Genomic DNA, 5,838 nt, shown 5'->3' with positions numbered 1-5,838 from the left:
CCTGCTCATACAGGACGGCCGCGATACGGTAAATGGACGTATTCGTTTTTCGTGTCACAGGCGGAAACAATGTTGCCGCCGTATCTAGTTTATAACCGCTGTCCATAGTACCTCTTTCCCTGCTAGGCCGCGCGCGCCGTATCCTTCCTCTTTAAAAAACGAAAGAGGATCTTGACCCTCTCTCATTCTATCACATCTTTTTCTTATAACTTATAAGAATTTCTTAAATGTTCATGAATTTTAACGGTTGAACAGGTCAAGCGATCCGGAGACCGTATTGACGTCGATTGCGATATCTCCGCCCTTGTACTGGTTGTTCTTCATCGCAAAATCATTGTTGGTACTGCCGGATACCGTGTCATACGAAAGGGTGAATCCGTTGTTCTCCGGCAGGATGATCTCCACCGAGCCCGAAACCGTATCTACAGATATCTTTTCCAGCTTATCCGCATTGCTGCACGCAAACCGCACGGTACCGCTTGTCGTATTCGCAGAAAACTTTCTGGCTTGCTCCGTAACAACGTCCACCGAGCCCGACGTGCTCGAGACATCCACTTCCAGAAGCGTGCCCTGCGCCGAGATCGCGCCGGATAGGGTATCCGCGTCAAAGGTTTCCGCAGAAGTGCCGCTTACCTCAATGCTACCGCTTGTACTGTCCGCTTTCATTTCCTTAAAAGTACCGTCGTTTACAGCGACCGCACCGGACGTCGTGTCAAAGGTTCCGCGGCTCCCGCTGATTCCCTGCACATCGATCGAGCCCGACACCGTACTCACGTCGAGCATTCCGGCATACTCCTTAGGGATATAAAGCGTGATCTTGATGTCCTTATTTCTGCCCCAGTTCGTAAAGATCGTTTGTTTGGCTCTGCCGCTCTGCATGAGCAGCTCCCCGTTTTTCACGCCATAATGCATGATGTCCTCGTCGTCAAGCTGCTGCCTGCTCGTCTGCTCCGCACGGATCTCCTTGTCGTCAGAAAGCACGATCTCCACACGCTCGTCGACAAACTGCATCGATATCCGCTTGATGCCCTGCGCATCTTTTTCAAAATTTGTGCTCGTCTGCGCGTCCTCCGGCATCTGGTCAAAAAATCCGTTCAGATTGATGCCTACGTTAGAGAACATATTAGATACGCCCGACCATGCGTTGTTCCACATCGTCCCGCCAATGATGCCCCACACAAGCACTGCCGTAAGGATCACAGCGATCACTGACCATATTACGATTTTACCAATTTTACTCATATGATTGCTCCTCTTATTTTATGTTGACCTTTACGATCTGCTGCACCGCCGCACCAATCAGGAATATCACCCAGCTGAACGCCCATGCCCCTGTGGTAAAACTGATTACGAAGTACAATACCACGATTATCATCCACATCGCACTCGTATATGTAGAGACCCTGTGTTCTCTCGATTGCGTTTCACCTTCCGTCATAAACGCCGCCTTCATGATCTGTTCCGCCGCCGCACCGATCAAAAATATGATCCACGTGATATGCCACGCGCGTGTCGCAAAACTGATCAAAATGTACGCCGCCACCACAATAAGCCAGAATGCGCTTGAATATGCCTTGCGCTTGTCTGTCGGTTGTTGCTGCTGTTGTTCATCCATTTATATACACCATCCTTATTTGGTAGAAGCTCTGATGATCTGTTCCGCCGCCGCAGCGATCAAAAATATGATCCATGTAATGTACCAAGCCATCGTCAGAAAGCTGATGATGAAGTAAAGCGCTACGACAAGCGACCAGAACGCACCCAGATAGGCCGAGCGTTTTTCGTTCTTCTTTTTTGTTTCCACCTGCCATTGCTTAAATTCTTCCACCATCGTATCATCCATTTTTTCGTACCTGGGCTTTAGGGAGCTGTTGTAAACAAGAAGCCCCGTCGCGATCGCGATCAGCGCGAACATAAGCGTCAGCCCGATGATCGGCTGCCCCGTCGTTCCTAAGGTAATGATCATCACCGGCGATAAGATGTACAAAACCACCGCGATCGCCACCAGCTTCGCTGATTTCCTGCGCTCCGCTTCCGCCTGGACTTTGTCTGACGGGCCATATTCGCTTGCGCTCGCAATCAGCTCATCCACATCCCCCACGCTGCTTTTCACTACTTCAAACGCTTCTGTTTCCGTCGCGCCCGATTTGATCAAGTCATAATACTTTTCCTTCAAGTTCATGAGAATTTCCTGACGCAGCTCGATCATCTTCTTGCTCTTGGGCGCATCTGCAAACAGGTTTTCTACATATTGGCGTAAATTTTCTTCCATACTTTGATCCTCCGTTATGATTCCTTCCATATTTTCAAGTACTAAATCAGGCTGTCGATCAGTTTCTTTGTCTTTTCCCAGTCTTCCTGATTCGTCTCGTAAAGCGCCCTTCCAAGTGGTGTCACACGGTAATACCGCCTGCGCGCCCCTGTCGTTTCATCTCCCCAATACGATTCGATCATGCCCGCGTTCTCCAGCCTGCGAAACGCGGAATAAAGCGTTGCTTCCTTTAGTTCATATTCACCCTGTGTCGTCTGCTGTATCGATTTATTGATCTCATATCCATAGCTATCCTTTTTCAACAGCTGTGCCAATATAATCGTCTCCGTATGTCCCCGGATCAAATCTGATGTCAGTGACATAAACCATCATCTCCTTTCCCAATATCTCGCATTTCAATTTACATTATATTCTCACATACCTCGCCTGTCAATGTATATTTTTAAAAAATATATCACATCTTTCTTGACTTTCTTTTTATTGTGTATTAACATTACAAACTAATACGCAAAAAGTCACTAAATAACGGGGGCACACATTGGCAGCAGCAGAACAATCCAACCCACAATATATTGGTTGGAAGCGCAAAATCATACTATTCTTATCCGGCCAGACGGTCTCGCTGTTCGGGTCTTCTTTGGTGCAGTTTGCAATCATCTGGTATATCACGCTCTCCACGCAGTCGGGTAGCACCATGACGATTGCTTCCATTTGCGCTTTTGCGCCGCAGGTAGTGATTTCCCTTTTTTCGGGCGTATGGGCCGACCGCTTTAACCGGAAATTCCTGATCATTGCCGCAGACGCGATGACCGCGACCGCCACTCTGATCCTTGCGTTCTTTTTCATGTCGGGGCACGATGAGCTTTGGATGATCTTTCTTGTATCGGGTATCCGTTCTGTTGGCGCGGGCATCCAGATGCCTGCTGTAAACGCCTTTTTGCCGCAGATCGTTCCGACGGACAAGCTGACGCGCATCGGCGGCATCAATGGCAGCCTGCAATCCGTCATGTTCATTTTATCTCCTGCGGCAGCCGGAGCACTTTTGTCCATGTCTTCTCTGGAGTCTGTCTTTTTTGTCGACGTTTTTACAGCGACGATCGCTATTATAATCATGTTTGCTTTAAAGGTGCCCGCACACGAAAAGGCGCTTCTCAAACAAAAAGGCGGTTATTTTGACGATCTCAAGGCCGGCCTCAAATATGTATGGAGCAGCGGGTTTTTCCGTGCCTACTTCATTTTCTACGCGATCTTTTTCTTTTTGATCGTTCCTGCGGCACAGCTGACGCCGCTCATGGTGTCGCGTACGTTTGGCGACGAATATTGGCGTCTTTCCGCGACGGAGATTGCTTTTTCCGCAGGCAGCGTGATTGGCGGGATCATTATTTCCATATGGGGCGGCTTTAAAAACCGCATGCGCACCATTGCTTTATGCTGTATCTTGTTCGGCACCTTTACGATGTTTGTCGGCATTGTTCCGGGGTTTGTTGCCTTCCTCATCATGATCCTTTTGACAGGCAGCTCCGTTCCCTTCTTTACAACACCTTCTATGGTGCTGCTGCAAGAGCAGGTCGATCCAAACATGCAAGGGCGCGTGTTCAGCCTGACACAGATCGTCATGACCGCTATGATGCCTCTTGGCATGGCTTTTTTCGGCCCGCTTGCCGACCAGATACGTATCGAGATACTGATGATCATAACAGGGATCTGCGGCGCACTTGTGGGCGTACTTATGTTGTTTAACAAACACTTCAAGCACGGGCTGATTACCGATTAAGTTTCCTGTTTAAAAATACAGGGAAAACCCTTAAGCGAGGAGAGGCGATTTATCTATGGATCTCAGTTACCGTCTTGGATACCGTGCGATCAAAACAGCGATCGCAGTCTTTGTTTGCCTGCTGCTCGGTTATATACTCAACCGGACGGCGGCCTTTGCGGTCATTGCCGCCATCCTGTGTATCCAGCCGACCTACGATAAATCAAAACATACGGGGCTGCACCGCATTCTGGGCACGATCATCGGTTCACTGTTCAGCTTTATCCCGTTGGAGCTTGCGAACGTGATCCCGCACTATGCCGACTACTGGTTCCTGCTCATCCTGCCGCTGCTCATCCTTGCGCTGATCTTTTTGTGCAACATCCTCGGTATCAAGGATTCCGTCGGTCCGAGCTGCGTGATCTTCATGGCTATCGTTTTGCTGCATGCCGGCACCACGCTCGATACGCTTCCCTATGTGTTGACGCGTACGGCAGAAACGGTCGCCGGCGTACTGATCGCCCTGCCTATCAACCGTTTTTTGTTCAATCCCAAAGAGCTGCCATCCTGTGAAGATGACGACGAATAGACGTTTGCACGCTCCTTTCCGTATGTTATACTGGTAATAAGAAGAAGCCGAACAGATGGAGGCAACCATGAAAGAAAACAAATATGACGATCAGGCTTTTTTTGAAAAATACTGCCAGATGGATCGTTCGGTAAAGGGCCTTGCGGGTGCGGGAGAGTGGCATATCCTGCAAACGATGCTCCCCGACTTCAAGGGAAAGCGCGTGCTCGACTTAGGCTGCGGCTTCGGTTGGCATTGCGAATACGCGATCGAACACGGCGCAAAATCCGCCGTCGGCATCGATATCTCTGAGAAGATGCTCGAACAGGCGCGCCGCCGCAACGGTTCCAATAAAATCGAATACATCTGCGCCCCCATCGAGGATGTCGATTTCCCCTGCGGGTATTTTGATATTGTGATCAGCTCTCTCGCGTTCCACTACCTCGAATCTTTTGAAGAAATCTGCGCCAAGGTCTCGTCCTATCTTTCGCCGGGCGGCGCTTTTGTTTTCTCGGTCGAGCACCCCATATTCACCGCCTACGGCACGGAAGACTGGTATTATGACGAAAACGGCAATATAGCGCACTGGCCGGTCGACCGCTATTTTACGGAAGGCAAGCGCGATTCCGTCTTTTTAGGCGAACAGGTCACCAAGTACCATAAGACACTTACCACATACTTAAATACGCTGCTCACCTCTGGTTTTATGATCACCGGCCTCATTGAGCCGCAGCCAAGTGAGGAAGTGCTCGACACGGTAGAGGGCATGCGCGATGAGCTTCGCCGTCCGATGATGCTAATTGTATCCGCAGAGAAAAAATAATAAGAATTTATATAAAAAGACGAGGCAACTGCCTCGTCTTTTTTAAATAAATAGCCGTACACCACACTCCGAATTTGCTCTCATGAGAGGAACTCACATCGTTGACTCAGAACAGGCACGCCTGCGGCACACGCGGCAATTTGCTTACTGCTGCTTCCGTCAGGACCTGACAGGGTTCACAACGCAGCGTTGCACAGGACCCATCCATCAACATCAAACAATGTGCTCCATACCTTACAAGAGAAACCCTCGGCGCGGAATTCAACCCCGCTATAGCGGCTTGCGGGTTACAGGACACCGCTAACTCCCCGTCTAGTACGGCAAACTGGATAACTACTTACACACACTTACAGCCCGCGGAAAATACATTCCTCACGGCCGGCTCCCACACCGATCATCTTGACCGGTACGCCGGTATGCTG

The 5,838-nt window shown here is 49.7% G+C and carries 7 protein-coding genes and 1 other RNA gene; 3 read left to right on the top strand and 5 right to left on the bottom strand.

Features of this window, described 5'->3' with window-relative positions:
• Positions 1-240: 240 nt before the first annotated feature.
• The 4 genes from VB081_RS02195 to VB081_RS02180 are packed head-to-tail and all read right to left on the bottom strand — an operon-like array spanning position 241 to position 2,634.
• Positions 241-1,242, bottom strand: coding sequence for a DUF4097 family beta strand repeat-containing protein (locus VB081_RS02195; protein WP_323399217.1), 1,002 nt, complete (start codon positions 1,240-1,242; stop codon positions 241-243).
• 13 nt (positions 1,243-1,255) lie between these two features.
• The gene (locus VB081_RS02190) at positions 1,256-1,615 is read right to left on the bottom strand and encodes a hypothetical protein (protein WP_323399216.1); all 360 of its coding nucleotides are present in this window, start codon (positions 1,613-1,615) and stop codon (positions 1,256-1,258) included.
• A 15-nt stretch (positions 1,616-1,630) separates the two neighbouring features.
• Positions 1,631-2,272: a permease prefix domain 1-containing protein gene (locus tag VB081_RS02185; protein WP_323399215.1), complete on the bottom strand. Its 642-nt coding sequence runs from the start codon at positions 2,270-2,272 to the stop codon at positions 1,631-1,633.
• Positions 2,273-2,313: 41 nt separating this feature from the next.
• Positions 2,314-2,634 carry a PadR family transcriptional regulator gene (locus VB081_RS02180; protein ID WP_323399214.1) on the bottom strand — a complete coding sequence of 107 codons (321 nt, stop codon included), beginning with the start codon at positions 2,632-2,634 and terminating at the stop codon, positions 2,314-2,316.
• Between the two features lie 176 nt (positions 2,635-2,810).
• Between VB081_RS02180 and VB081_RS02175 the strand changes: the two genes are divergently transcribed.
• The 3 genes from VB081_RS02175 (at position 2,811) to VB081_RS02165 (ending at position 5,416) form a co-directional block, all read left to right on the top strand.
• Positions 2,811-4,046: an MFS transporter gene (locus VB081_RS02175; protein ID WP_323399213.1), complete on the top strand. Its 1,236-nt coding sequence runs from the start codon at positions 2,811-2,813 to the stop codon at positions 4,044-4,046.
• A 55-nt stretch (positions 4,047-4,101) separates the two neighbouring features.
• A complete protein-coding gene (locus VB081_RS02170; protein WP_323399212.1) occupies positions 4,102-4,614 on the top strand; it encodes an FUSC family protein in 513 nt (170 codons plus the stop codon).
• 67 nt (positions 4,615-4,681) lie between these two features.
• Positions 4,682-5,416: a class I SAM-dependent methyltransferase gene (locus VB081_RS02165; protein WP_323399211.1), complete on the top strand. Its 735-nt coding sequence runs from the start codon at positions 4,682-4,684 to the stop codon at positions 5,414-5,416.
• Positions 5,417-5,470: 54 nt separating this feature from the next.
• On the opposite strand, the gene ffs is transcribed toward VB081_RS02165, so the two are convergent.
• An RNA gene (gene ffs, locus VB081_RS02160) (signal recognition particle sRNA large type) lies at positions 5,471-5,737 on the bottom strand.
• Between the last annotated feature and the right edge of the window lie 101 nt (positions 5,738-5,838).

It is taken from the genome of Christensenella sp., assembly GCF_034927525.1.
Classification (GTDB): domain Bacteria; phylum Bacillota; class Clostridia; order Christensenellales; family Christensenellaceae; genus Christensenella.
Note: the sequence above shows the minus strand (reverse complement) of the source record. Positions and strands in the feature narration are given on the sequence as shown.